Source organism: Sphingomonas sp. IC4-52 (genome assembly GCF_020707225.1).
GTDB lineage: Bacteria > Pseudomonadota > Alphaproteobacteria > Sphingomonadales > Sphingomonadaceae > Sphingomonas.
The window spans coordinates 110,066-134,527 of record NZ_JAJFEU010000002.1 but is presented as its reverse complement, the minus strand read 5'-3'; the positions used below and the strand labels follow the sequence as shown (position 1 = coordinate 134,527).

The following is a 24,462-nucleotide window of genomic DNA, read 5'->3' as shown; positions in this document are numbered from 1 at the left end:
ACCCGGCTTACATTGACGCTTGTCGCGGGCACCCTATGGTAAAGCGAACGACTTACAAAAGCGGGAGAGGGATCGTGGCGACGCTGGCGCACGACCGCGAGGCTTGGGCGGAACTGATCGACCTTGAAGCGCTCGCGCGCTGGATGGACGGCAAGGGCCTGGGCGATGGGCCGATCGACCGTGCCGAGACATTGGGCGGCGGCACGCAGAACATCCTGCTGCGATTCGACCGCGCCGGTCGCACCTATGTGCTGCGGCGCCCACCTCGCCGGCCCCGCCCCGAGAGCGACGAGGTGATGCGTCGTGAGATGAAGGTGCTGTCAGCACTTGCTGGATCGGACGTGCCCCACCCCGGCTTCATCGCTGGCGAGGGCGATCCAGCCATACTCGGCACGGCATTCTACCTGATGGAGCCGATCGACGGCTTCAATGCCACCGTAGGCCTGCCGCCGCTCCATGCCGGCAGCGCGGACGTCCGTCGGCAGATGGGCGAGGCAATCGTCGATGGCGCGGTGGCGTTGTCGCGTATCGACCCGCATGAGGCAGGCCTCGACGATCTCGGCAAGCTCGACGGTTGGCTCGAACGGCAAGTGCCGCGCTGGCGCGCGCAGCTGGACAGCTATGCCAAGTTCGAGGGCTGGACCGGATATGACGCGCTGCCGGACGTGGATGCGATCTGCAGCTGGCTGGAGGCAAATCGCCCAACCACGATGAAACCCGGCCTGATCCACGGCGACTACCACCTGTCCAACGTCATGTACCGGCCGGACTCGCCGGCGCTGGCGGCCATTGTGGACTGGGAACTGGCGAGCCGCGGCGATCCGTTGCTCGACCTAGGTTGGCTCACCGCGACGTGGCGCGATCCGGACGAAGCGCATCAGCGGGTTTCGGTGACACCATGGGACGGCTTTCCCACGCTGTCGGACATTGTCGATCGATACCTCGCCGCGACGGGGCGCACCGCCGCGGAAGCGCGGTGGTACACGGTGCTCGCCCCGTTCAAACTTGGCGCGATCCTGGAGGGGAGCCATGCGCGGGCGTGCGCCGGGTTGACCCCCAAGCCGATCGGCGACCAGTTGCATGCGCATACAATTTCGCTGTTCGAACGTGCACTGCGGCGGATCGACAAGCCATTGATGTGAAGTGACGTGGGGCGGATGCCGGCCGCGTGCGCCGCCTTATCGCGCCAATGCTTCCTCCGTCCGGCTCAGCGCGGAATGCGCGCCCGGTTCGTCCGTCACATCGGTGGCGAAATAGGCGACACCGGTGCCACCGGCCCGATCGACCCACAGGCCGGACCGCAGGCCATAGGCCGAGCCGGCGTGGCCGAGCCGGGGCACCTTGTCACCCACGGGATCATCCTGGCACCCGGGCCGTGGGGTCGCCGTGAAGCTGACAGCAAGGCCATAGCGGCAGTTGAAGCCACCGGCCTGAACGCCGCTTTCCGCCTCTTCGTTCTGAACACCGTTGTTGCCGTTGAAGGTCCACTCCGGCTGGGACAATGCAGCCATGGAAGCGGGCGACAGCAGGCGCACACCGTCGACGGCGCCATCGCCGAGCAGAAGGCGGCCAATCTTTGCCAGCCCACGCATCGAGATCCGCAGCCCGCCCTGGGGCGAAAACTGGCCGCCATTGGTGCCTGCGCGCCAGAGCGAAAGGTCGCATGATCCGGCGCGTGCGGGCGTTACAGGACAGCCGGCAATGAAGGCCGGTTCGTCGCGCACAGGCTTGCCGCCCTCATAGAGGACAACCGCGCGCAACTTTGCTGCCGGGCTGCAGGTCGCCCAATTGAAACACGCATCCAGCCCGAGCGGCCGCAGAACCAGTCGCTGCATCAGCCGATCGAACCGCTCGCCCGTCGCGCTCTCCATGACGGCGGCAACCACCGGGAAGTTCAGATTGGTGTAACGAAAGAAGCTGCCCGGCGAATGCTGCTGATCCCACACGTTCGGATCAGCCATCTTGTCCTGCAATCGATCATCAAGCGTGAGCAAATAGCCGCCGGCGTCGGTCAGGCTCGACTGGTGCGACAGCAGCAGCCGGAGCGTGATCGGCGTTTCGGGATAGGCGGGGTTGCGCAAGCGCCATCCGAGCTGCGCGGATACATCGGCATCGAGATTGAGCACTCCTTGCTCCACCAGCCGAAGCACGCCGATCGCGGTCACCAGCTTCGAAATGGAGGCGATGCGAACCGGGTCATCGGCCGTTACCGCACGGCCCGTGTTCGTGTCAGCAAGCCCGGTCGTTGCGACGCCGGTTTCGCCCTTTCGATCAAAGGCGACGCGAACAGTGGCAACGGGCGCGGCGGCGGCGACGGCGGCAATGGCAAGCAGGATCAAGCGGCGTTCCCCCCGGGCGAACACTTGCAAGCCAAGCAAGCAAAGGCAATCGCCAGGCCTCAAAGAAAACGGTCGACTTAAATTCCCGTCGCGTTACGCCATGCCGATGCTGCCGCGCGAGCAGCGACCGGGAGGGGAACGGCACATGACTATCCTTCTGCACCAATATGACAGCTCACCGTTTTCGGAGAAGGTGCGCATCTGCCTGGGGATCAAGCAGCTTTCCTGGGCCGCGGTGGATCAGCCGGTGATCATGCCCAAGCCCGATCTGCTCGCGCTCACCGGCGCCTATCGCCGTATTCCGGTAATGCAGATCGGCGCCGACATTTACTGCGACAGCGTCCTGATCGTTCGCGAACTGGAGCGCCGGTTTCCAGAGCGAACACTCTTTCCGGCGCGAACGCCAGGTATCGACCAGGCGCTAGCGCAATGGACGGATCGATCCTTTTTCCAGGCCGCAGTGGCGGTGATTTTCGGCGGGCTGGGCGATGCGGTGGATCCGGCGTTCAAGCAGGATCGTGAACAATTGAGCGGACAGCCGTTCGATCCCGCCGCGATGCGGGCAGCAGTGCCGCACATGGCGGGACAGCTGCGGGCTCATGCCGCGCTGATCAGCGAACAATTAACGGATGGCCGCCCGTTCCTGTCAGGGGATCAGCCCGGCCTGATCGACGCCACCTGCTATTACAACCTCTGGTTCGTCCGCTCCTTCCACGCGCCGGGCGCGGCCGCGTTCGAGGATCTGCCGGGGCTGGGCGCCTGGTATGATCGGGTGCGGGCCATCGGGCACGGCAGCCGCAGTTCGGCCAGCCGGGAGGACGCCATTGCCGCCGCCCGCGACGCGACACCCGACGCTGCGTCGGTAATGCCGGAGGATTCGGCACTCGCGGGCCAGGACGTCGCCGTTGCGGCCACCGATTACGGGCGCGACCCCATCCGGGGTAGGCTTGTCGGATCGTCGCTGCACCATTGGTCCGTTGCACGCGAGGACCCGCGCGCCGGATCGGTCGTGGTCCATGTCCCACGATTGACCTTCTCGATCTCCGCGGCACACTGAACTAACCTGCATTCGGACGGCGACGACAGTAAATGGCTCCATTTTGGCTGGCGAGCGCAACGATCGGTAAACACTAGATCCCTAACACGTGCGATTGTGAGCTCACGGCCAACCCAACGCCCCGTGCCAGTTTCGCTTCGGCAACTGCTTGGCATCAGCGAGGGCGACGATCCGGTTTTCTGGAGTCGCCTTCGGGCGACCCAGTTGTTCGCTGGCCGACGGTTGGCGCTTCTGCTGCTCGCGGCGAACCTGATCGGCGGCGCGGCGGTGGTAAGGCTGTTCGACGATGCCTTGCCGGTGTGGTGGCTGGCGGCGTGGTTCGCCGCGCTGGTGGCGGTTGCTGGCGCAGTGACGATCCGGCGATTGCGCACGCGCCATCTCGACGAAGGCTATGCCACGATTCAGGAGTTGCGGGACACAGCCCTGGAAGGGCTGGCGCTTGCGGCCATGTGGAGCTTTCCGCCCCTGGTGTTCGCTGCCAAGGCACCCGCCGCCACCTTCAACCTGTGGATGATCCTTTGCGTGCTGATGTCGGCCGCAGCCTTTGCGCTCGCGCCGTTGATCCTTGCGGCATTGGCGTTCATCGGCGGCGTGGCGGCGACCGCCGCGCTGTTGCTCCTTCTCCAGCATCAATTCTTTTCCGCCGCCGCGACCATCCTGCTGGGTGCATTGCTCACTGCCACGTGCCTTGGGCGCGCGCGCTTTTTGCTGATGCTTCGCGGCTTCGAGATGACCCTGTCGGACAGCGACGAAACGGTCAGCCTGTTGCTGGGCGAGTTCGAGGACAGCGGCGCCGACTGGCTGTGGGAAACCGATTCGCAGCGACGCTTGTGCAAGGTTACGCCGCGTCTTGCCCATGCGCTGGGCAGCACGCCTGAACAGCTCGAGGGCATGCCGGTGCTGCAGGCGCTGGCGGGGGCGAGCTGGGAAACCGGCGACTTTGCGCCCGCGCTTCGCCTGCTTGCCGACAAGCTGAAGCGGCGGGAGGCATTTCGCGATCTTTCCCTGCCAGTGACGGTGAACGGCGAGCAGCGCTGGTGGGAAATCACCGCCAACCCGCGCCTCGACGAACGTGGCCAGTATGTCGGTTTTCGCGGCGTCGGTTCGGACGTGACCGAACAACGCGCCTCGGCGGACAAGATCAACCGGATGGCACGCTTCGACGCGCTGACCGGATTGCCAAATCGCCTGTTCGTGAACGAAGCGCTCGCGCGCGCGCTGACGGAGGCAGAGCGCTGGGGCAGCCGCGCCGCTTTCATGATGATCGACCTCGATCGCTTCAAGGCCGTCAACGATACGCTGGGCCACCCGATCGGCGATCGCCTGCTCGGCCGGGTGTCGGAACGCCTGGCGGAGTTGATCACCGAGAATGAATTGATCGGGCGCCTTGGCGGTGACGAATTCGCCGTGGTCATGAACGACGCGACGGACGCGAGCCGAGTCGAGAAACTGGCGCAGCGGATCATCGAAACGCTCTCGCGGCCGTATGAAGTGGACCAGCACACGCTCTACATCGGCGCGTCGGTCGGCGTGGCCACCTCGCCACGCGACGGGCGCACCGCCGAAACGCTGATCCGGTCGGCCGACCTTGCGCTCTATCGCTCCAAGGACGCTGGCGGCGGCGTCTTCCATGCTTATGAGCCGCAGCTTCACGTCGATGCCGAGGAACGGCGCGTGCTCGAGATGGCGCTTCGGAAGGCGCTGGATAAGGGCGAGCTTCACCTCGATTATCAGCCAGTGGTGGATGCCGCGAGCGAGCGGCTGGTTGGCTTCGAGGCGTTGCTCCGCTGGTCCAGCCCGGAATTCGGGCCGATCTCCCCGTCGAAGTTCATTCCCATCGCAGAGGACACGCGGCTGATCGGCCCGATCGGCGAGTGGGTGGTGCGCGCCGCATGCGAGGAGGCCGCCAACTGGCCGGATGACGTGAGAGTCGCGGTCAACGTATCGCCGGAGCAGTTGCACAATCCCAATTTCGTAGCGGTGGTCGCCCAATCGCTGACGGCGAGCCGTCTTTCCCCGCACCGGCTGGAGCTGGAAGTCACCGAAAGCGTCTTCATGCGCGAGGCAACCGCCGCCGTGCAGGCGCTGGAGCGGCTGCTGGAACTGGGCGTACGGCTCAGCCTCGACGATTTCGGCACCGGCTATTCGTCGCTCGGCTATCTCTCCCGAACCCGCTTCTCCACCATCAAGATCGACCGCAGCTTCGTGACCGGCGCGTCACGCGGGGTGCCGGAAGCACTGGCGATCATTCGCGCCGTGGTCGCGCTGGCGAACAGCCTCGGCATGGCCACCACCGCCGAAGGGGTGGAGACGGTCGATGAGCTGACGCTGATTCGCGCGCTCGGCTGTTCAAAGATCCAGGGCTACCATTTCGGACGTCCCCTGCCAGTTGCGGAGGCACGCGCCATCGCGCTTCGCAACAGATCTGCCACTCGCGCCGCTTGAACAGCGCGCCATGCGCCGCTAAGGGCGGTGCTGCTGCAGGGGTGTAGCTCAGCTGGTTAGAGCGTCGGTCTCCAAAACCGAAGGCCCTCGGTTCGAATCCGAGCTCCCCTGCCAGCCTTTTTGCGGTTCGGCCGTCCGGCCCGGAATGACCGCAGGTCAGTGTTCACCTTCTCGCCTGGCCGGAAGATCGATGAAGATACTCAATCTGATTGTCGGATCCGCCCTTGTCCTGACGGCGTGCGATTCGGCGCAGAACGCCGTTCCGGTCGCCGCCACCGAAGATCAGGCCAGCCCCGATGCCGGGCTTTGCGCCGGGCTCACCTCCGCCAGCGAAAGCGGAAACAGTTCGCTGCGTGCAGCCTTTGTCTCCACCCCGGAAGGGCGCGATTACGGCGGCGGAGTGATCCGCGAGTTGGTAGATGCCGGCGGCTACCGCTTCACCGGCGCCGAAATGGTGGAAAACACCTGCTACGCCTATGCCGAGGCGCGTGGCGAACAATGGGGCAAGCCGTTCAACCTCGCGTGGCGATGCCCCGTGAAGATGCTGAGCGACAATCCCACGGAAGCCGGCAAGACCGTGCTGGAGGTGGTTGAGGATCGCGAGTGCGACTTCAATGTCCAGCGTGGCGCCCCCAAGGTGCGGGACGTCGTTGTCGAAATGATCCACCAATAAGCGAGAGTGCAGGCGCGAAAGCCGCTCCTCCCCTTGCTCTTGCACCTGTGCAGCGCTATCTCGCCCGTCGCATCCGACAGCGCGGACGGCCACTCATCGTTTCCTCACGAGGGAAGCGGTAGAGAGGTTATGCCCCGCTTCGGCTTGAACGAATAAAAGGCAAGGCACGTGGCGAAGACGTCCCCGATCGAATTCATCAACCAGGTTCGCGCCGAGACCAAGAAGGTCGTGTGGCCGAGCCGGCGCGAAACGATCATGACCGGCGTCATGGTGATGATCATGACGACGATCCTGGCGCTCTTCTTCCTCGGCGTGGATACGGCGTTCAATGCGATCGTCAACGCGCTGCTGAGCCTGGCCAAGTAACAGGAAGGACGCGTCCCCACATGGCACGCTGGTACATCATCCACGCTTATTCCGGCTTCGAGGGCAAGGTTCGCGACGCGATCATGGCCGAAGCCAGCCGCATGGGCCTGGAACAGCTCGTGGAGCGCATCGAGGTGCCCACCGAGACGGTGCAGGAAGCCCGCCGCGGCAAGAAGGTGCAGGTCGAGCGGAAGTTCATGCCCGGTTATGTGCTGGCCAAGCTGGACATGACCGACCAGGTCTATCACCTCGTCAAGAACACGCCCAAGGTGACCGGCTTCCTCGGCTCCTCCGGAAAGCCGCAGGCGATCAGCGAGGCGGAAGCGTCGCGCATGCTGAACAGCAAGGAAGAAGCCGCAGCCGCGCCCAAGGCGAAGGTCAAGGTCGATTTCGAGATCGGCGATGCCGTCAAGGTTCTGGAAGGTCCGTTCGCAAGCTTCAACGGCACCGTCGAGGAACTGGATTTCGACAAGTCGAAGGTGAAGGTTTCGGTGTCCATCTTCGGTCGTGCGACGCCGGTCGAGCTCGACTTCGAACAGGTCGAGCGCAGCAAGTAAGACTGAAACGGGGAGCGCAAGTCGCTCCCCTTTCTTTTTCGCCCTATCCTGTCCGCAGGCTCATTGTGCCGGGCGCGGACGAGCCAGCTTTTCCAGCCATGGGCGCAAGACCAGCGCATTGGCGTCCACCAGCGTGTGCAGCAGGATAACCAGCCACAGCAGGCCGGTAGCCAAATACAACCAAGCCAGCACCGCCCCGACGATCGCCACCGCCGCCATGCCGAGCGCGCCCTGGTAGCGATGCGCCAGCGCGAACGTCGCCCAGCCGACCGCGCAGCCGGCAACCCCGCTGCCCGAGACGATCGCGACGAGCAGCGGGATCAGCAGCCGGAAGAACAATTCCTCCCCGACGCCCGCCGCCGTGGCGAGCAGAACTGCCGCCCCGGCCTCGCGCCGGTTCGTAGCGACGGCGGGGGAGCGATACATCAATCCGAGGCGCAGCCAGCCGCGCCGTGCCATGACGATGACGGCAATGGCGCCCAGCACGAAGCCGCCACCGATCGACCATGCGATCTCGGCCACTGCATCGATGCGAAGTGGCGCAACGCCAAGATGCGTCGCCGCGGCGCGAAGCTCGACGGGAAGCACCGTCAGCGCATCAAGCCGGCCCAACAGTGCCAGCGCCGCCAGTGTCGTGGCACCGTACATGAGGGCGATACCCAGCGCCCAACCCAGGGTCGCGCGCGGCCGCGAGGCAGAACTGCCGCGGAACGCCCAGGCAATGCGCGCGGCAACGCTCCGCTTCGTCGACCAGCCGTGGGCAAGCAGGCCGAGCGCGGCAAGGAGCAGCGCTGCGGCCAGCATCAATTACCCCGGATCAGCGGTCGAGCCGGTGCTCGCCCTTCACCCAGCGAACGGTGCCCGACGAGGCGCGCATGACGACGCTTTCCGTCGTCATGGTCTTGCCGCGGCGCTTCACGCCTTCCAGCAACGATCCGTCGGTGACGCCGGTGGCGGCAAAGATGCAATCGCCCTTCGCCAGATCTTTCAGATCATATTGCTTATCCAGATCGGTGATGCCCCACTTGCGGGCGCGGGCGCGCTCGTCCTCGTTGCGGAACAGCAGCCGGCCCTTGAACTGACCACCAACGCAGCGCAGCGCGGCACAGGCCAGCACGCCTTCCGGCGCGCCGCCCGATCCCATGTACACGTCGATGGTGGTGTCCGGATCGGTCGTGGCGATCACGCCGGCCACGTCGCCGTCGCCGATCAGCACCACGCCGCAGCCGATCGAACGCAGCTCCGCGATCAGCTTTTCGTGCCGCGGACGATCGAGCACGCAAGCGATGATCTCGTTCGGGCGAACGCCCTTGGCGGCGGCAATCGCCTCGATATTCTGGGTCGGAGTGCGATCGAGATCGATCACCCCTTCCGGAAGACCCGGACCGACCGCCAGCTTGTCCATGTACACGTCGGGCGCGTTGAGAAGGCAGCCTTCCTCTCCGATTGCCAGCACGGCGAGGCTGTTCGGACCGGCCTTTGCGCAGATCGTGGTGCCTTCCAGCGGATCGAGCGCGATGTCGATCTTCGGCCCTGTGCCCTGAGCCGCGCCGACCTTTTCGCCGATGAACAGCATCGGCGCCTCGTCGCGCTCGCCTTCGCCGATCACGACGGTGCCATCGATGTCGAGCGTGTTCAGCGCCTCGCGCATGGCCTCAACAGCCGCCGCATCCGCCGCCTTCTCGTCGCCGCGCCCGATCAGGGTGGAAGCACCGATCGCTGCCGCCTCCGTCACGCGCACCATCTCGAGCACCAGGACGCGATCGAGCACCTTGCTGGCTGTCGGCATTAAATCCCCCAAAAATCCTTTGTTTCACCGGAGCGATAGGCGGCTCGCGTGGCGGTGTCGAGACGGCGCTTGCCGGGGTGCGGCAAGCGCGCGACAAGTAGGTGCATGCCGAAGCTGAAGGTTTATCGAACGCCTGCCGGGTTCCACGACGCCTATGTCGCAGCGCCCAGCCAGAAGGCAGCGCTGGCAGCGTGGGGCAGCGATGCGAACCTGTTTGCACGCGGCATGGCGGAGGTGGTCACCGATCCCGATTTGACGCGCGAGCCCCTGGCTCATCCTGGCGAGGTAATCCGTGTGGCACGCACCATGGCCGATGCTCCGGATTCACCCGCACCCAAGCCAGCGCCCCGTCGCGCGAGGTCAGACGCGGCGGCTCGCAAGCCCCCACCCAAGCCAAAGGCGAAACCCAGCCGGGCGGCCCTCGACAAGGCAGAGGCCGCCATCGAAGCGGCAGAAGCGCGCTATGCCGAGGAGCGCGCGCAATTGAAACGCGAGGAGGAAGCGCTCGCCGCGCGACGCCGCGCGCTGGACAAAGCGCAAGCGGCGGAACGCACGAAGCTGGATCGGGCGCGCATCCAGGCGCGTGATGCCTATGACGCGGCACTCGACGATTGGCGGCGCGACTGAACTGTTCGGAAACGAACATTGACCGTGCGGAACCGGACAGCGGCGTGAGCGGCCACGCTCGACGCCACGGCGTGTGATGCGCTGGGCGGCTCTCACCTCTCGCCACCACCGCGGCAATAACTCGTCCGGGTGGCTTCTTCCTCTTGGCCTGATGCTTGCGTAGTGGCGGCTGTCAGAGAGGATCGGGGGATTATCAAACATGCGTGTCGCACTGGCTGCCCATGCGGCAGTCGCCCTGGTTGCGGCACCTGCCTCGGCACAGACGGCCGATGCAAGCGGGCGCATTGTGTACGAAGCGACGTTCTTTCAGCGGTTTCAGCCGGCCAATGCGCTTGAGATCGTTCGCCGTGTGCCCGGCTTCACCCTGGAACAGGTGGAGGTGGACGTTCGCGGCTTTGGGCAGGCGGCGGGCAATGTCGTCATCAACGGTCAGCGGCCGTCGTCGAAGAGTGACACCATTGATGTCGTGCTCGCGCGTATTCCCGCCAGTCGCGTCGCGCGCGTGGAGGTTGGGCCAGGCACGCTCTTCGGCGCGGAATATAGCGGCAAGGCGCAGGTCGTGAACCTGATCCTCACCGGCGAAGGCGGCCTCGCGGGAACGGCCACGGGCACGTTGCGCCGTCAATATGACGGCAAGCTGTTTCCCGAAGGCAGCGTTTCCACGCTCCTGCGCCGCGGCGATTCCACGTTCAACGCGTCCATCGGCGTGAACAACAACCAGACCAGCGAAGAGGGATACGACACGCTGCGTGCCTTGCCCTCCGGCGAGCTTCTGGAATATCGGCGCAAGATCAACTCGATCGCGGATCCCAATGCGTTCGTATCGGGCTCATGGGATTACAAGGCGTCGCAATTCGAAACCGCCCGGTTCAATGCCCGCTATGCGTTTGACCGCTTTCGCCTGAGCCAGACTAACGACGTTCTGCCGGTGGGCGGGATCGCGCGCGACGACCGCTTGAACCAGCGGTTCAACTTCGACGAATGGGAAGTCGGCGGTGATATCCAGCGGCCGCTGCTGGGTGGCGGCGTGAAGCTCATTGGCCTGGCCACCCGACGCGACCGCCAGGACCGCGAACGGGCGCTTCTGCGGGTGCGCGGGAATGTGATCGACGGCGATGAACAGCAGGTGCGAAGCCAGCGCGACGAAGCCGTGTTGCGCGCGCTGTGGACGCGGCCTGATCTGAACGGCTGGTCCGTGGAAACCGGTATCGAAGGCGCATTGAACCGGCTGCGCAGCAAGGTCGACCTGTTCTCTCTGGCCGAAGACGGCACGCGCACCCGCATCGATTTGCCGGTGGATGATGCAACCGTCACCGAATATCGCGCAGAAGCGTTCGCCAGCGCCAGCCGATCGCTGTCGCCCAAGCTGCGCATGGATCTGGCGCTCAACTACGAAATGTCCCGCCTGACCGTGGAAGGCGATGCCGAAGCGAAACGCTCGCTCCGGTTCCTGAAGCCGAAGGTGAACCTCGACTGGCGACCAGGAAACGGTTGGCGGGCGCAGGCGTCGATTGCGCGCACGGTGGCGCAGCTGCGTTTCGAGGACTTCATCAGCGCGGCCGAATTGACCAATGAACGGGTGAACGGGGGCAACGCCGAGCTGGTGCCGCAGCGTTCATGGGAGGCGCTGGCGACGATCGAGAAACAGGTGCTTGGCGACGGGCTGGTGAAGGTCGAGCTCGGCTACACGCAAACGTCGCTGGTGCAGGATCGGGTGCCCACCCCCGAAGGGTTCGATGCGCCGGGAAATCTGGGCGATGGCAGCAGCAAGATCGCCCGGGCGACCTTTGACGTGCCCGTATCAAGGCTGGGCATCAAGGGCGGCCGTATCTCCGGTCGCCTGAGCTATGTCGGCACGTCCGTCCGGGATCCCTATACCGGCCGCCAGCGTCCTTTCTCGGGCGCCTCCCCCTTTGTTTATGAGGTGAACTGGCGCCAGGACATGGGTGACTTTGCGTGGGGTGTTGGCTTCTCCGGCGACGACCCGTCCACCTATTATCGACGCAATGAACTGGACACGTTTTACCCTGGCAACCCGTACATCACCGCCTTTGCCGAATATCGCCCGACGCGCAGCACCACCGTGACGCTGAGCGTCGACAATCTGGGTGACTTCCCCGCGCGGCGCAGCCGCCTGTTCTTTGATCCCGATCGGCGCACGCCGTCCCCTTTCCGAGTGGAAGATCGGGTGCGCAGTCAGCACATCCTGCCGTATCTGACGATCAAGCATAACTTCGGCTGAGGACGAACCCGCAGCGGGGTGGCGCGCGACACCCACTCCCCTGCCGAACAATGATCTGATAACCGCTCGCCCATGCCGCCCGTCGCCGCCCTCCCGGCTCTCGCGCCCTGGTTCGACCTTGCCGGCCTCGCGGTGTTCGCTGCCTCCGGTGCGCTTGCCGCCGCCCGGCGGGGGCAGACAATGGTCACGCTCGCGTTCTTCGCGATCATCACGGGCGTGGGCGGGGGCACAGTTCGCGATCTGCTGATCGGCGCGCCGGTATTCTGGATCGTCGACAGCCGCGCCGCCGCCGTCTGCCTGTCGGTGGCGTTGGTGATCTGGGTCACGCCCGAACGCTGGTGGCGCGGAGAAGCGCTTGACTGGTTCGACGCGGTGGGCCTCGCCGCTTACGCGGTTTATGGCGCGGCCAAGGCGCTTGGCTATGGCGTGCCGCCGGTGCCTGCTTTCCTGATGGGCGTGGTGACGGCGTGCGTCGGGGGCATCATCCGTGACGTTCTCGCCGGAGAGCCATCGATCCTGATGCGCCCGGAGCTTTATGTCACCGCGGCGGCGCTGGCGTCGGCACTGTTCGTGGGCCTCACCTTGCTGGGAATGGCCGGCGCCGTGGCTGCGATCCTCGCTGCGAGCGCCGGCTTCGCGCTGCGTGCAGCGGCGATCCGGTGGCAATTGCATCTGCCGGCGTATCGCCAGCGCCGCTGAGCGGTCCCGCCGTCACAGCGATCTTCGCTGATCGGGCAGGCAAGGCGCGGCGTCGCGCCGGGATCAGGCACGGACCACGCCAACGTCCGCAAAACGCCGCGGCTCGATCGGCGGCACCACGCTTTCGTTCAGCGCACATTGCCAGAAGCCGACGTCCACCCAGCGCCCCTGCTTGTAGCCGACCTCGCGATAGATGCCGGCCCGGCGGAAGCCGACTGCCTCGTGCAACGAAATCGAACTATCGTTGGGAAGTGCGATCACGCCGATCGCCTGGGTGAAGCCTTGCGCGCGCAGCGTATCGACGAGTGCCTCGTAAAGCAGCCGTCCCACCCCCTGCCGCTGAACCGATCCGGACAGATAGATCGACGTTTCCACCACGTAGCGATAGGCGGCCCGCTCGCGAAAGCGGGTAGCATAGGCATATCCGACCACAGCGGCGTCGTCGCCTGCGCCCGACGTCGCCACCATCCAGGGATAAAAGCCGTCGGAGGCAGCCATGCGTTGCCGCATCTGTCGCGTGTCCGGCGCCTCGCTTTCAAATGAAACCGTGCCGGACAGTACATAGGGCGCATAGATTGCCGCAATTGTCGCCGCGTCGGCGGGCGTGGCGGCGCGAATGGCGATCATGGTCAGGCGCCTCCTTCTGGCAGTGCCGGCCCTTGAGCCGGGCAGGCGCCCCTAATCGGCAGCAAAGCCGGATGATCGTCAATCGATTCCAGCGGCACCCATATTGGGGCGTACCCCGTCAACGCTGCTCGACGGCGACAGTCAGGTCGGAGACGGCGCCGCCGTTCATGGTGCCGCGCAGGCGCGCGCGCCGCGGCGGCGCGCCCGGTGCGGCTTGCGCCCCGTAAATGCTCAGTTCGCCGCCGCCCGCAGCGCGGCACCGCACATCGATCGACTGGACGTCCGCCAATCGTGCCACCATTCGCCGCGCCTCAGCCAGCGAACCGCTGTCAACCGGCTTGCCGCCGATCATCAGCCGTTCGAGCAGCACGCCCGCCCCCGACTGAGGCGTTGCGGTCACCTGCACCTCATAGACGATCGCGTCGCAGGCGAAGCGCCCGGTCAGCGTGCGCGGCGACGCCGGCTGGACCGCAGGCGGCACGGCGGCGGCCGCCGCGGCCTGCAGCGCCAGCAGGATGGCAGCGATCACAACCCGAACCGCGCCAGCAGGAGATCGAGCAGGCGCTGGTCGCCAGCCATCACCTGCGCCGGGCCGACCGCGCCACATTCCAGGCAGCGCGCCTGGATTCCGCCGGTCATTGCCAGGCGACGGACGTCACCGGCGGCGCGGGCCAGCACCTGCCGCTGCTCCCACGCGATCCGGCCGAGCGCATCGGTCGGCGTGCTGCCGTTCTCGTCCTCGCTGTCGCCAATCTGCTGCGCAATCTGCGCCGCCCAGCTCGGCTTCTTCTCGAGGTACACCGGCTTGGCCTTTGCCGGATCGAGCTTTGCGCGCCGTGCCGCTTCCTTCAGGGCATCGTCGAGCGTGCCGAAGCGATCAACCAGACCGAGCTGGCGTGCCGTGCCGCCTTCCCAGACGCGCCCCTGCGCGATCTCGTTGACCCGCGCGACCGGAATCTTGCGGGACTGGGACACACGGGCAAGGAACTGACCATAGACTTGCTCGATGCTCGACTGGATCAGCGCCCCCGCCTCGTCATTGATGCCCGCGACGATGTCGGGTTGACCCGCCAGCGGGGTCAGTTTCACCCCGTCGCTGGTGATGCCGATCTTCGCGAGGCTCTTCTCGAAGCTCGGGAGAACGCCGAAAACGCCGATCGAGCCAGTGATGGTACCGGGATCGGCGAAGATCACCTCGCCCGGCATCGACACCCAATAACCACCCGATGCAGCGACGCCGCCCATCGATACGACGATCGGCAGCCCGCGACGCTTTGCCTCCAGCACGGCGAGGCGGATACGCTCCGACGCCATGACCGACCCGCCCGGCGAGTCGACGCGCACGACCAGCGCCTTCAACTTCTTCTCGGCCAGGCCATCAAGGATGTACTTGGAAATGGTATCGCCGCCCGCGGTGCCAGGACCGGCCTTGCCGTCCACGATTTCACCGGCGACCGTCACCACGCCGATTTCGCCGTCGTTGGGCGCCGGATTTGCCTGAACATAGCTGGCGTAGCGGATCTGCTTGAACGAGCCGGCCGGCTTGTCCTTGTCAGCGCCGACGATCTCGGCGACGCGACGCCCGAACGTCAGGCGGTCGCCCAGCTTGTCGACGATGCCGGACTCAAGGCTCGCCTTGCCGAGATCGCCGCCGGCCGCCTGTACGATACGGCTCGGCTGCGTCAGCCAGCCGTCGACCCGCGCCTTCGGCCGGGCCTGCGCAATCGCGTTCTTCCACTGTTCGAACAGCGATCCATAGAGCGCTTGCGAAGCGGCACGCGATTCCGGGCTCTCGTCCGCGCGGGTATAAGGCTCCACCGCGGACTTGAACTTGCCGACGCGGAAGACGTGGGTAGTGACGCCCAGCTTGTCGATCAGCCCCTTGTAATAAAGCCGGCTGCCTCCGGGCCCGCTGAAGATCGTGCCGCCCAGCGGATCCACCCAGATCTCGCTCGCCGCCGCAGCCAGCCGGTAGCTGCCATCCGTATATCCGGTCGAATAGGCCAGCACCGGCTTTCCGCTCTGACGAACACGGACCAGCGCCTCGGCTACTTCCGCCAGGATCGCAGGATAGGCGCCGCCGAAACGGTCGAGGTCGAGCACAATAGCCTTCACGCGTGTGTCGGTGCGTGCCGCATCGATGGCGTGCACGACATCGCGAAGTCGATACTGGCGGCCGATCTGCTGACCGGACACAAAGGCGAGCGCCGGCACTTCTTCCGGTTGTTCGACGATGGGCCCGTCGAGATCGAGCACAAGCGCACCGTCCTTGATTGCAGGCGTGCTTGGCCGCGAGTTCAGCGCGGCGAACAGCAATGCGAAGAACAGCAGCATCGCCACCAGCACCAGCGCGTCCTTGATGCCGACCAGCAGTTTCCACGCGCCGCGTACAAGCTTCATCATGATTTCCCGGAAAGTCCGCCAGTGGTTTAGCCGAAGGTGTATGGGTGGAGCAATACGGCGAAACTGCTGCGCAAGGGCGCACGGTTCAGCGCGCTTTACTGGCGCCGCGGCCTTTCCACCGTAAGATTTTCGGCCTAACCCGGCGCCGTCATGGAGCTTGCTGCCGCCCCGCCGCTGACCGAAACGCGTCCGGCGAGCGACCGGGCCGAGCTGTCCGCCCTGACTCGCCTTGCCGCGCCCCTGGTTGGCGCGAACCTGTTGCAGATGGCGGTAAGCGCGGTCGACGTGATCTTCGTCGCGCGACTCGGTACGGTCGATCTGGCGGCCGCAACGCTCGGCGTGTTCCTCTTCAACCTCAGCATGTATGCGCTGATCGGCCTCACCAGCGCCGCTTCCCCGCTGATTGCGGCAGAGCTCGGGCGCCGGCGCCATGCCGTACGCGAAGTGCGACGCAGCGTGCGCATGGCCTTCTGGGTTGGCGCTGCCGCCGCGCTGCCGGTGCTGCTCCTGCTGGCGCATGGCGAGACGCTTCTGCTGCTGGCCGGGCAGGATCCGGATGTGGCGCGCCGCGCAGGGCACTTTCTCGACATCATCCTGATCGGTCTTTTGCCCGGTGTCGCGGCGGGAATCATGCGATCGTCGGCGGCCGCGCTTGGCCGTCCGGGGTGGGCCTTTGCCGTCACTGGCCTCGCGCTGCTGGTGAGCATTGTCGCCAACTGGGCGCTGGTCTTCGGCAATCTTGGCGCGCCGGCTCTCGGGCTGGAAGGATCTGCGATCGCCAGCGTCATCAGCCTGACGGCGATGGCAATCGCTTATGCCGCCATCATCCGCTTCGACCGGCGGTTGCGACGGTATCACCTGTTCGGCCGATGGTGGGCAACCGAATGGCCACGCTTCCGCGACATTATCCGGCTTGGCGTTCCGATCATGCTGACCTGGACCTTCGAGGGCGCGCTGTTCGGTGGGGCCGCGATCCTAATGGGTTTGATCGGCGTCAACGAAGTCGCGGCCCATGCCGTGGCGCTCAATATCGCCGCCATCGCTTTCCAGGTGCCGTTCGGCATTGCACAGGCGGCCACCATACGCGTCGGCATGGCCTATGGCGCACGGGACCGGGATTGGATCGCGCGTGCGGGCCGCGTCGCTCTGGCGGTGGGGATCGGCTTCATGGGCATCACGGCCGCCGCCATGTGGGCAGCGCCGCGCCTGTTCGTGAGCGCTTATGTCGACGTGGACGCGCCCGCCAATGCCATCGTCGTCAAGCTCGCGGTACAGTATCTGGCGCTTGCGGCCATGTTCCAGCTGGTGGACGGCGCCCAGGCGGTGGCGGCGGGCGTATTGCGCGGCTTGCAGGATACGCGCGTGCCGATGTTCATCGCGCTGTTCGGCTATTGGGTGGTCGGCTTTGGCACGTCCATCTTCCTCGGCTTCGAGGCTGGCTGGGCCGGCGTCGGCATCTGGACCGGCCTCGCCGTCGGCCTGCTTGCCGTTTCCGTCCTGCTAATGTGGCGCTGGTATGCCCGCGAACGGCTGGGCCTGGTTCCACGCACGATCTGACCGGTGGCTCCAATTTTTTGTGTCCCGTGCCGTTGACGCGGTGATTGGCCAGACACATATGGCCCGCGTTGGCACTCGATTCAGGCGAGTGCCAAAAAACAGTCACACCGCTCAAAAGAGGGTACAGCCATGAACTTCCGTCCGCTGCACGACCGCGTGCTCGTGCGCCGCGTCGAGGCCGAGGAAAAGACTGCCGGCGGGATCATCATTCCCGACACCGCGAAGGAGAAGCCGCAGGAGGGCGAGGTTGTCGCCGCCGGTGCGGGCGCCAAGGCGGAAGACGGCAAGGTCACGCCGCTCGACGTCAAGGCCGGTGATCGTATCCTGTTCGGCAAGTGGTCGGGCACCGAAGTGAAGGTGAACGGCGAAGACCTGCTCATCATGAAGGAATCGGACATTCTCGGCATCATCGCCTGAGATTCCGTTCGACAGCCTCAACTTTCTCAACATTCGTTCATCTGAAAGGGTAGCCACATGGCAGCCAAGGACGTGAAATTCTCGCGTGACGCACGCGAGCGCATTCTCAAGGGCGTCGACATCCTCGCCGATGCCGTGAAGGTCACGCTGGGGCCGAAGGGCCGCAACGTCGTCATCGACAAGAGCTTCGGCGCGCCCCGCATCACCAAGGACGGTGTGTCGGTCGCCAAGGAAATCGAGCTCAAGGACAAGTTCGAGAACATGGGCGCACAGATGGTGCGCGAAGTGGCCTCGAAGACCAACGACATCGCCGGTGACGGCACCACCACCGCGACCGTTCTCGCCCAGGCGATCGTTCGCGAGGGCATGAAGTCGGTTGCCGCCGGCATGAACCCGATGGACCTGAAGCGCGGTATCGACCTCGCCGTCCACAAGGTCGTCGACGACATCAAGGCGCGCTCGAAGCCCGTCTCGGGTTCGCAGGAAGTTGCCCAGGTCGGCATCATCTCCGCGAATGGCGACCGTGAAGTCGGCGAGAAGATTGCCGAGGCCATGGAGAAGGTCGGCAAGGAAGGCGTGATCACTGTCGAAGAGGCGAAGGGCCTCGAATTCGAGCTCGACGTCGTTGAGGGCATGCAGTTCGACCGCGGCTATCTGTCGCCGTACTTCATCACCAACCCGGAAAAGATGCAGGTCGAACTGAACGACCCGTACATCCTGATCCACGAGAAGAAGCTGTCGAACCTGCAGTCGATGCTTCCGATCCTCGAGGCGGTTGTGCAGTCGGGCCGTCCGCTCCTCATCATCGCCGAGGACATCGAGGGCGAGGCGCTGGCCACGCTCGTCGTCAACAAGCTGCGCGGCGGCCTGAAGGTCGCAGCGGTCAAGGCGCCGGGCTTCGGCGATCGTCGCAAGGCGATGCTCGAGGACATCGCGATCCTCACCAAGGGCGAAGTCGTCTCCGAGGATCTCGGCATCAAGCTCGAGACCGTTACGCTCGGCATGCTCGGCACCGCCAAGCGCGTCACGATCGACAAGGACAACACCACCATCGTCGATGGCGCCGGTGATGCCGAAGCGATCAAGGGCCGCACCGAGGCGATCCGTCAGCAGATCGAAGTCACCACGTCCGACTACGACCGTGAGAAGCTCCAGGAGCGTCTCGCGAAGCTCGCTGGCGGCGTCGCGGTGATCAAGGTCGGCGGTGCGACCGAGGTCGAGGTGAAGGAGCGCAAGGACCGCGTTGACGACGCGCTGCACGCAACCCGCGCTGCCGTCGAAGAGGGCATCGTTCCGGGCGGCGGCACCGCGCTGCTGTACGCGACGAAGGCGCTCGAAGGCCTGAAGGGCGACAATGACGATCAGACGCGCGGCGTCGACATCGTTCGCAAGTCGCTGACCGCGCTGGTGCGTCAGATCGCGCAGAACGCTGGCCATGACGGCGCAGTGGTCTCGGGCAAGCTGCTTGATCAGAGCGACACTTCGTTCGGCTTCAACGCGTCGACCGATACCTACGAGAACCTGGTTCAGGCCGGCGTGATCGACCCGACCAAGGTCGTGCGCACCGCGCTCCAGAACGCAGCCTCGGTCGCCGGCCTGCTCATCACCACGGAAGCCACCGTGGCAGAGCTGCCGGAAGACAAGCCCGCGATGCCGGCAATGCCGGGCGGCGGCATGGGCGGCATGGACTTCTGATTTCGGACGGGCGCGGCCCAGGCTGCGCCCGATACGACGTCGGATGGCTCAGCAACGGCACAGCCGTGGTCGATCCGATCAAGAAGGGGCCGGGTGCCAGGCGCATCCGGTCCCTTTCTTGTTTTCATCCGTGGCGGCGGGCACCTCGTCCCAATCGGCGCCTTGACGACGAACCGCGTGAACGACGCTTGGCGCATCGCCCCCGCGCCCCTATCTGCCGCGTCCATGGTTGCCCCAATTCTAGCGTATGAAGACCTCGGCCTCATTCAGGGGGCCGGCTGGCTGTTCCGCGACTTGAACTTTTATGTCGGCCCACGCGATCGACTTGCCCTGATCGGTCGCAATGGCGCCGGCAAGACGACACTGCTGAAGCTGATCGCCGGCACTATCGAGAGCGACGAGGGCCGACGTACTATCGTTCCTGGAACCCGCGTGATCCTCCTGGAGCAGGATCCCAACCTTTCCGGCTTTGCGACCCTTGCGGATTATGTGCTGTCCGGCAGCGATGCCCCGCAGCATTTCGAAGCCGCCGCGATTGCGGACCAGCTCGGCATCGACCTGTCGCGCGAAGCAGCGACCGCCTCGGGCGGCGAAAGGCGTCGTGCCGCCATCGTGCGCGCCCTCGCGCAGGATCCCGACGTGCTGCTGCTGGACGAGCCGACCAACCACCTGGACATTGGGGCCATCGAATGGCTGGAGGATTGGCTGCGGCGTTTCCGGGGTGCCTTTGTTGTCATCAGCCATGACCGCACATTCCTGACGCGCCTTACCAAGCAGACGCTGTGGCTGGACCGTGGCAACCTGCGCCGGGCGGAAGTGGGCTTCGGCGGTTTCGATGCCTGGACCGAGCAGGTCTATGCCGAAGAGCAGCGCGCCGCGGAAAAGCTCGACGCCAAGCTGAAGATCGAAGAACATTGGCTGCAGCGCGGCGTCACCGGTCGTCGCCGGCGCAATCAGGGCCGGCTTTCCAAGCTGAAGGAAATGCGAGCGGAGCGGGCCGCCATGATCGGGCCGCAGGGTGCAGCCGCGTTGGCGATGGGCAGCGACGACAACAAGACCAAGGTCGTGATCGACGCCGAGCACGTCAACAAGAGCTATGACGGGCGCACGATCATCCGCGATCTGACCTTTCGCGTTACCCGGGGCGACCGCATCGGTATCGTCGGCAGAAACGGCGCGGGAAAGACCACGCTGCTTCGCCTGCTCACCGGTGAACTTGCACCGGACAGCGGCACCGTAAAGCTGGCCAAGACCCTGGACGGCATCGTCATCGACCAGCAGCGCAAGCTGATGGCGCCCGAAAAGACCGTGCGCGAAGTGCTGGCGGATGGCGGCGACTGGATCGACGTGCTGGGCGCGAAGAAGCACATCCACGGCTATCTCAAGGAGTTTCTCTTCGATCCCAGCCTTGCCGAGGCGAAGGTAGGCTCACTTTCCGGTGGCGAGCGCTCACGCCTGTTGCTCGCGCGGGAATTCGCTCGTCATTCCAACCTGCTGGTGCTGGACGAGCCGACCAACGATCTCGATCTCGAGACGCTGGATCTGCTGCAGGAGGTCATCGCAGACTATGAGGGCACTGTCCTGATTGTCAGCCATGACCGTGACTTTCTCGACCGCACCGTCACCGTCACGCTGGGCCTGGAGGGCTCCGGCAAGGTGGACGTGGTGGCCGGGGGATATGAGGATTGGGAGCGGCAGCGCGCGCCGCAGATCGAGAAGAAGCCAGTCGCCAAGGGAGCGCCCGCGGCCCCTGCCCCGCCTCCGCAGGCGAGGACCAAGCTGAGCTACAAGGATCAGCGCGACTTCGATCAGCTGCCCAAGAAGATCGAGCAGCTCGACGCAGCGATCGCGCGGGACGAGTCGCTGCTGGCCGATCCGGAGCTGTACGCGCGTGATCCGGCGAAGTTCGATCGGCTGATGAAAGCGATCGCGGCGGCGCGCGAGGAGAAGGAAATGGCGGAGCTGCGCTGGCTCGAACTGGCCGAGATGGCGGAAGCGCTGGCCTAGGTGCGGCGCAAAACGGCCTCGATCGCAGCAGTGCCGGCCTTATAGCTTTTTGCCGGCGCGACCGGCGAGATCGACGACATATTGCCACGCGACCCGGCCCGATCGGCTGCCGCGCTTGGTCGCCCATAGCAGCGCATCCTGTGGGTCAAACGCGAGGCCATGGCGATCGGCATAGCCTTGAACGATGTCGAGATAGAGCGGCTGATCGACGACGTGGAAGCCGAGGCTGAGGCCGAAGCGGTCGGCGAGCGCCAGGTGATCATCCACGGCGTCGCGCGGGTTGATCGCATTCTCCTGCTCGTGAATGTCGCGCGGGATCAGGTGCCGGCGGTTGGACGTGACCACCAGACGCGCATTGGCCGGCCGAGCCTCTGCCCCGCCCTCCAGCAAGGATCGCAGGCTGCGCGCGTCGGCGGCGGCGTCGAAGCCGAGATCGTCCAGGAACAGCACAAAGGCGCGCTCCACGCCGGCGATCGTGTCGAACAATGCCGGCAAACTGTCCAACCGATCGGCCGGCACCTCGACCAGGGCAAGCTGGCCCCCGGCAGACTGGATAGCCCCGACGCATGCCTTGACCAGCGCCGACTTGCCCGTCCCGCGCGCGCCCCAGAGCAGCACGTCTTGAGCGGCATGCCCGTCGGACAGGCGCGTCAGATTGGCGAGCAACGGCTCTCGCTGCGCCTCGACGCCGCGCAGGAGATCGAGCGGCAGCGGCGCGAAGGCGCGCGCCGCGACCAGGGCGCCGTCCCGCCAGACATAAGCGGGGTGCGCCAGCGGATCAGCCGCTTGTGGGGGTGGCGGCGCCAAACGTTCAAGCGCGGCGGCGATGCGGGCGAGATCGTCCATAGCCTGCTGCTAGGTTCGGTCGGGCGGCACTGCAACCACGTGGCGTTGCCCGGTCGCGTGCGGCCGTCAGTGGCCGAGAAGCTTCAGCAAGGCGGCCGCCGGTGCGCGATCGGGAAAGCCAGGGTCGCGTAGGGCCTGAGTGATTGCCTGACGTGCCTCAACAATGCGGCCTGCCTCAGCCAGCGCCTGGCCCAAATGCCACCGGATGCCGGCGTGGGCAGGCGCGAGCTTCGCCGCCTTTTCCAGCAGCTGCAAAGCCGCGCCCGTGTCACCGGCCTCGTACAATGCCCAGCCGTAGGCGTCGGACGCAGCAGGGTTCATGGGTGACAGCTGATAGGCAGTGCGGCCGTGTTCCGCGCCGCCCTGCGGATCGCCGGCGGCCGTATAGGCGTACGCAAGCTGGGCGTGGATCAGCGCGTCGCGCTCGCCGACATTGTGGCGCAGCCCTTCCAGCGTCTCGACCGCGCCCGCCCAGTCGCGCGCGCCGAGCTGCAGATTGGCGAGCGCCCGATGCGCGGCGATGGCTTGCGGGTTTTGCGCCCGATAGAGCGACAGGGCCGAGACTGCTTCGCGGCCGTCGCCCGTGCGATTCGCCGCCTCCGCCAGCCGCAGCAACGCGGGCATGTCGAACCGGAGGTTGGCTGCTTGCCGATAACGGGCCAGCGCCGGGCCGAACCGGCGTTGGATCGCCAGGATGTCCCCGGCCAGCAGCTGGGCTTCGGGCGCGCCGGGCGAGGCTGTGGCAATAGCCTGGGCGCGCTGCTCCGCGGCAACGGCCTCACCTGCGTCGAGCAAGCTGCGGACATAAGCCACCGCGATCGCCGGGTCGCCGGGGGCACCAGCAACAGCGGCCGCTAACGTCCCTGTGCTCCCGTCGCTGGCGAACGGTTCCGGATCAGCCAGCGCCGGGCGCGCCGCCCGATCCAGGAACCGCGCCGCCCAGTCGCGCTCGCCCGTCGCCTCAAAGGCTCGCCCGACGAGCGCCAGCGTATAGCTGTCGGCGTCAGCGCGAACGGCGATCGGCCGCAGCACATCAAGCGCACCACGCGCATCGCCTGAGCGCAGCAACGAAGCACCGAGCAGACGACGTGCGACCAGGTTCATCGGCTGACGCCCGACGATTTCACGAAAGCTGACGACGGCCTGTTCATAGGCGCCGTCCGCATAGGCAATCATGCCGGTGAGCAGCACCACGCCCGGCATCGCGAGGCCGGCATCGCCCATCCGCCCGAGCAGCGCCCGGGCGAGATCGCGGTTGCCGGCGCGCGCAGCCATGACGGCCTGAAGGTACAGCGCCTGAGGGTGGTTTGGCCGCGCAGCGAGGGCGCGGCGGGTGGCCTGCAACATGCCGGCATATTGGCCAGCGTCGCCGGCCGTGGCGGCATATTGGATGAGCGCGGGCAGGTAATAAGCGTCGAGTTCCAGCGCCCGGCCGAACCATGGGAGCGCAGCGGTGAGGCCGTAGCGGCTGCGCACCACCTCCCCCGAGAGCACGATCGCGTCGAGGCTGGCAGGCGCCAAGGCAACGGCCCGGCGCGCCGCGAGGTCGGCGGCAGCTACGTCGCCCGCCGCCATGCGGATGCGACCAAGATCAGCCCAGGCACTCGCATCGTTCCGGCTGCGCGACAGGATCGTGTTCAGCAGCGCCGTGGCGCCGGGCACGTCGCCCTTGGTCGCCATGCCACGGGCACGGACACGGGCGGCATAGGCGGCGTAGCGGCCACTAGCGTGCGCCGCCTCCGACAGTGCACGATCCGCATTGCCCTGCAACAGATAAGCGTCGGCCAGCAATTGGTGGAGGCGCGCGCGCGGCATGCCGGCAGCGACGGCGCGGTTCAGCGCTCCTTCCGCTGCAGCGCCGTCACCCAAGAGGAGATAGATGCGGCCAAGCACGGCATTGCCGCGCCCGGCGTCCGGCCCATCGGCCGCCACAAGAGCGTGATTGCGCGCGGCGCTGTAGTTGCCGCGCTTCAGCGCCGCGAAACTGGCTCGCAATGCTTCATCCGGATCAGGCCGAGAGGCGCGGCGTGCCACGAGCACGATCGCGGCGAGCACCAGCGCTATAACGACGAGCATCGCCACCACGCGCGCCATCCGCCACGACGCCTTGCCCATG

At 66.0% G+C, this 24,462-nt stretch carries 21 protein-coding genes and 1 tRNA gene; 14 read left to right on the top strand and 8 right to left on the bottom strand.

What is annotated here, in order from left to right:
- Positions 1 to 74: 74 nt before the first annotated feature.
- Complete coding sequence (locus LK535_RS07030) at positions 75 to 1,142, top strand: phosphotransferase family protein (protein WP_227771200.1); 1,068 nt, start codon at positions 75 to 77, stop codon at positions 1,140 to 1,142.
- A 36-nt stretch (positions 1,143 to 1,178) separates the two neighbouring features.
- Here the strand turns inward: LK535_RS07030 and LK535_RS07025 are convergent, their stop codons facing one another.
- Positions 1,179 to 2,339: a serine hydrolase domain-containing protein gene (locus LK535_RS07025; RefSeq protein WP_227771199.1), complete on the bottom strand. Its 1,161-nt coding sequence runs from the start codon at positions 2,337 to 2,339 to the stop codon at positions 1,179 to 1,181.
- Positions 2,340 to 2,484: 145 nt separating this feature from the next.
- Here LK535_RS07025 and LK535_RS07020 point away from each other — a divergent pair, with 145 nt between their 5' ends.
- The 6 genes from LK535_RS07020 to nusG all read left to right on the top strand — a co-directional run bounded on the left by LK535_RS07020 (position 2,485) and on the right by nusG (position 7,437).
- A complete protein-coding gene (locus LK535_RS07020) occupies positions 2,485 to 3,396 on the top strand; it encodes a glutathione S-transferase family protein (protein ID WP_227771198.1) in 912 nt (303 codons plus the stop codon).
- Positions 3,397 to 3,519: 123 nt separating this feature from the next.
- Complete coding sequence (locus LK535_RS07015; RefSeq protein ID WP_227771197.1) at positions 3,520 to 5,841, top strand: putative bifunctional diguanylate cyclase/phosphodiesterase; 2,322 nt, start codon at positions 3,520 to 3,522, stop codon at positions 5,839 to 5,841.
- Between the two features lie 37 nt (positions 5,842 to 5,878).
- Positions 5,879 to 5,955 (top strand) — tRNA-Trp (locus tag LK535_RS07010).
- A 76-nt stretch (positions 5,956 to 6,031) separates the two neighbouring features.
- Positions 6,032 to 6,514: a hypothetical protein gene (locus LK535_RS07005; RefSeq protein ID WP_227771196.1), complete on the top strand. Its 483-nt coding sequence runs from the start codon at positions 6,032 to 6,034 to the stop codon at positions 6,512 to 6,514.
- A 168-nt stretch (positions 6,515 to 6,682) separates the two neighbouring features.
- Positions 6,683 to 6,880 (top strand): preprotein translocase subunit SecE, encoded by a 198-nt coding sequence (secE, locus tag LK535_RS07000; RefSeq protein WP_088333318.1) that lies wholly within the window; start codon positions 6,683 to 6,685, stop codon positions 6,878 to 6,880.
- Between the two features lie 20 nt (positions 6,881 to 6,900).
- Positions 6,901 to 7,437 carry a transcription termination/antitermination protein NusG gene (gene nusG / locus LK535_RS06995; protein ID WP_227771195.1) on the top strand — a complete coding sequence of 179 codons (537 nt, stop codon included), beginning with the start codon at positions 6,901 to 6,903 and terminating at the stop codon, positions 7,435 to 7,437.
- A gap of 60 nt (positions 7,438 to 7,497) precedes the next feature.
- Here the strand turns inward: nusG and LK535_RS06990 are convergent, their stop codons facing one another.
- Both LK535_RS06990 and glpX read right to left on the bottom strand, forming a co-directional pair.
- Positions 7,498 to 8,241, bottom strand: coding sequence for a CPBP family intramembrane glutamic endopeptidase (locus tag LK535_RS06990; RefSeq protein ID WP_227771194.1), 744 nt, complete (start codon positions 8,239 to 8,241; stop codon positions 7,498 to 7,500).
- Between the two features lie 13 nt (positions 8,242 to 8,254).
- The gene (gene glpX / locus LK535_RS06985) at positions 8,255 to 9,226 is read right to left on the bottom strand and encodes a class II fructose-bisphosphatase (protein ID WP_227771193.1); all 972 of its coding nucleotides are present in this window, start codon (positions 9,224 to 9,226) and stop codon (positions 8,255 to 8,257) included.
- Positions 9,227 to 9,331: 105 nt separating this feature from the next.
- Between glpX and LK535_RS06980 the strand changes: the two genes are divergently transcribed.
- The 3 genes from LK535_RS06980 (at position 9,332) to LK535_RS06970 (ending at position 12,794) form a co-directional block, all read left to right on the top strand.
- Positions 9,332 to 9,853, top strand: a complete 522-nt coding sequence (locus LK535_RS06980) for a hypothetical protein (protein ID WP_227771192.1) — start codon at positions 9,332 to 9,334, stop codon at positions 9,851 to 9,853.
- Positions 9,854 to 10,052: 199 nt separating this feature from the next.
- Positions 10,053 to 12,095, top strand: coding sequence for a TonB-dependent receptor domain-containing protein (locus LK535_RS06975; protein ID WP_227771191.1), 2,043 nt, complete (start codon positions 10,053 to 10,055; stop codon positions 12,093 to 12,095).
- Positions 12,096 to 12,167: 72 nt separating this feature from the next.
- Positions 12,168 to 12,794 (top strand): trimeric intracellular cation channel family protein, encoded by a 627-nt coding sequence (locus LK535_RS06970; protein WP_227771190.1) that lies wholly within the window; start codon positions 12,168 to 12,170, stop codon positions 12,792 to 12,794.
- A gap of 63 nt (positions 12,795 to 12,857) precedes the next feature.
- On the opposite strand, the gene LK535_RS06965 is transcribed toward LK535_RS06970, so the two are convergent.
- From LK535_RS06965 to sppA, 3 genes are all read right to left on the bottom strand, one after another.
- Complete coding sequence (locus LK535_RS06965) at positions 12,858 to 13,421, bottom strand: GNAT family N-acetyltransferase (protein WP_227771189.1); 564 nt, start codon at positions 13,419 to 13,421, stop codon at positions 12,858 to 12,860.
- A 118-nt stretch (positions 13,422 to 13,539) separates the two neighbouring features.
- Positions 13,540 to 13,950, bottom strand: coding sequence for a hypothetical protein (locus LK535_RS06960; RefSeq protein WP_227771188.1), 411 nt, complete (start codon positions 13,948 to 13,950; stop codon positions 13,540 to 13,542).
- A complete protein-coding gene (gene sppA, locus LK535_RS06955; protein ID WP_227771187.1) occupies positions 13,947 to 15,821 on the bottom strand; it encodes a signal peptide peptidase SppA in 1,875 nt (624 codons plus the stop codon). The genes LK535_RS06960 and sppA overlap by 4 nt, the downstream gene beginning before the upstream one ends.
- 153 nt (positions 15,822 to 15,974) lie before the next feature.
- Here sppA and LK535_RS06950 point away from each other — a divergent pair, with 153 nt between their 5' ends.
- The 4 genes from LK535_RS06950 (at position 15,975) to LK535_RS06935 (ending at position 21,500) form a co-directional block, all read left to right on the top strand.
- Positions 15,975 to 17,381: an MATE family efflux transporter gene (locus tag LK535_RS06950; protein ID WP_227771186.1), complete on the top strand. Its 1,407-nt coding sequence runs from the start codon at positions 15,975 to 15,977 to the stop codon at positions 17,379 to 17,381.
- A 129-nt stretch (positions 17,382 to 17,510) separates the two neighbouring features.
- Positions 17,511 to 17,798: a co-chaperone GroES gene (groES, locus tag LK535_RS06945; protein WP_066777169.1), complete on the top strand. Its 288-nt coding sequence runs from the start codon at positions 17,511 to 17,513 to the stop codon at positions 17,796 to 17,798.
- A 57-nt stretch (positions 17,799 to 17,855) separates the two neighbouring features.
- A complete protein-coding gene (gene groL, locus LK535_RS06940; protein WP_227771185.1) occupies positions 17,856 to 19,493 on the top strand; it encodes a chaperonin GroEL in 1,638 nt (545 codons plus the stop codon).
- Positions 19,494 to 19,718: 225 nt separating this feature from the next.
- Positions 19,719 to 21,500: an ABC-F family ATP-binding cassette domain-containing protein gene (locus LK535_RS06935; protein WP_227771559.1), complete on the top strand. Its 1,782-nt coding sequence runs from the start codon at positions 19,719 to 19,721 to the stop codon at positions 21,498 to 21,500.
- A gap of 39 nt (positions 21,501 to 21,539) precedes the next feature.
- On the opposite strand, the gene LK535_RS06930 is transcribed toward LK535_RS06935, so the two are convergent.
- Together LK535_RS06930 and LK535_RS06925 are read right to left on the bottom strand one after the other, a co-directional pair.
- A complete protein-coding gene (locus tag LK535_RS06930) occupies positions 21,540 to 22,346 on the bottom strand; it encodes an ATP-binding protein (RefSeq protein WP_227771184.1) in 807 nt (268 codons plus the stop codon).
- Positions 22,347 to 22,412: 66 nt separating this feature from the next.
- The gene (locus LK535_RS06925) at positions 22,413 to 24,461 is read right to left on the bottom strand and encodes a tetratricopeptide repeat protein (RefSeq protein WP_227771183.1); all 2,049 of its coding nucleotides are present in this window, start codon (positions 24,459 to 24,461) and stop codon (positions 22,413 to 22,415) included.
- Between the last annotated feature and the right edge of the window lies 1 nt (position 24,462).

Bases quoted from the DNA above. Each gene is read 5' to 3' on its own strand.
- LK535_RS06980 (WP_227771192.1), top strand. From the start codon at position 9,332: ATGCCGAAGCTGAAGGTTTATCGAACGCCTGCCGGGTTCCACGACGCC.
- LK535_RS06930 (WP_227771184.1), bottom strand. From the start codon at position 22,346: ATGGACGATCTCGCCCGCATCGCCGCCGCGCTTGAACGTTTGGCGCCG.
- LK535_RS06990 (WP_227771194.1), bottom strand. From the start codon at position 8,241: ATGCTGGCCGCAGCGCTGCTCCTTGCCGCGCTCGGCCTGCTTGCCCAC.
- nusG (WP_227771195.1), top strand. From the start codon at position 6,901: ATGGCACGCTGGTACATCATCCACGCTTATTCCGGCTTCGAGGGCAAG.
- sppA (WP_227771187.1), bottom strand. From the start codon at position 15,821: ATGAAGCTTGTACGCGGCGCGTGGAAACTGCTGGTCGGCATCAAGGAC.
- groL (WP_227771185.1), top strand. From the start codon at position 17,856: ATGGCAGCCAAGGACGTGAAATTCTCGCGTGACGCACGCGAGCGCATT.
- LK535_RS06950 (WP_227771186.1), top strand. From the start codon at position 15,975: ATGGAGCTTGCTGCCGCCCCGCCGCTGACCGAAACGCGTCCGGCGAGC.
- LK535_RS06975 (WP_227771191.1), top strand. From the start codon at position 10,053: ATGCGTGTCGCACTGGCTGCCCATGCGGCAGTCGCCCTGGTTGCGGCA.
- groES (WP_066777169.1), top strand. From the start codon at position 17,511: ATGAACTTCCGTCCGCTGCACGACCGCGTGCTCGTGCGCCGCGTCGAG.
- LK535_RS06965 (WP_227771189.1), bottom strand. From the start codon at position 13,421: ATGATCGCCATTCGCGCCGCCACGCCCGCCGACGCGGCGACAATTGCG.
- LK535_RS06935 (WP_227771559.1), top strand. From the start codon at position 19,719: ATGGTTGCCCCAATTCTAGCGTATGAAGACCTCGGCCTCATTCAGGGG.
- LK535_RS07020 (WP_227771198.1), top strand. From the start codon at position 2,485: ATGACTATCCTTCTGCACCAATATGACAGCTCACCGTTTTCGGAGAAG.
- LK535_RS06970 (WP_227771190.1), top strand. From the start codon at position 12,168: ATGCCGCCCGTCGCCGCCCTCCCGGCTCTCGCGCCCTGGTTCGACCTT.
- LK535_RS07005 (WP_227771196.1), top strand. From the start codon at position 6,032: ATGAAGATACTCAATCTGATTGTCGGATCCGCCCTTGTCCTGACGGCG.
- LK535_RS06925 (WP_227771183.1), bottom strand. From the start codon at position 24,461: ATGGGCAAGGCGTCGTGGCGGATGGCGCGCGTGGTGGCGATGCTCGTC.
- glpX (WP_227771193.1), bottom strand. From the start codon at position 9,226: ATGCCGACAGCCAGCAAGGTGCTCGATCGCGTCCTGGTGCTCGAGATG.